Raw genomic sequence first — 621 nt, 5'->3', positions numbered from 1 at the left:
TCTGGCGGCGATCCGAGAGCGTGAGATGGCTGAAGCGCGTCTTCATTCAGGATGTCCTTTCGCTTTCCAACATCCTGCCAGATCTCAAAAGTCGCAGTTCAGAATAGCGCGTACCGCGCCCGACCAGACATACCGCGTAATGACTGTTATGTTGCCCGGCGCGGCTGGGAGCGGATCGCGCGGCGGTTGCAGCGGGCATTCCTCGCTCCCTGCGCTGTCCCAATAAAGGGAGATGGGAAAGGTTAGTGGGGAGGATCGGGGCATTGGCGCGCGCCCGCTTCCCTATTTCTGTGACCGGAGCGGCGCGTTCGTCGTGCTGCGGCGCAACACGAACGGGTCCTTTCAGGGGATAATCGCATCGCGGTAACGCGCCACCGCGAATAATTTCGCGTGGTAGAAATTCGCCCCGCTCCGGTTCTCAAAACGGAATATCATCGTCCGATGGCCTTAGCCTTGGTCTTGACGGAGCAGGTAAAGCGGGGCGCGGCATTGGTCCTGCGATTCTAAGAGTCTGACTCGAAACTCTACGAGCCGTGCCAATACCTTGCGAGGCGTCTGGTCAGGACGCGGATGTGGGCGATGAATATCCACGCCTCGGCCGAAGCGATGGATTTCTCCCAG

Annotated in this window: 1 pseudogene; it reads right to left on the bottom strand. The window is 59.4% G+C overall.

From position 1 onward, the window contains the following. Positions 1-524 precede the first annotated feature (524 nt). Positions 525-621 (bottom strand): annotated as a pseudogene (locus tag ACLJK8_RS23085) (IS5/IS1182 family transposase); the annotation flags it as partial.

The sequence above is a fragment of the Amaricoccus sp. W119 genome (assembly GCF_047275745.1).
Classification (GTDB): Bacteria; Pseudomonadota; Alphaproteobacteria; order Rhodobacterales; family Rhodobacteraceae; genus Amaricoccus.
Note: the sequence above shows the minus strand (reverse complement) of the source record. Positions and strands in the feature narration are given on the sequence as shown.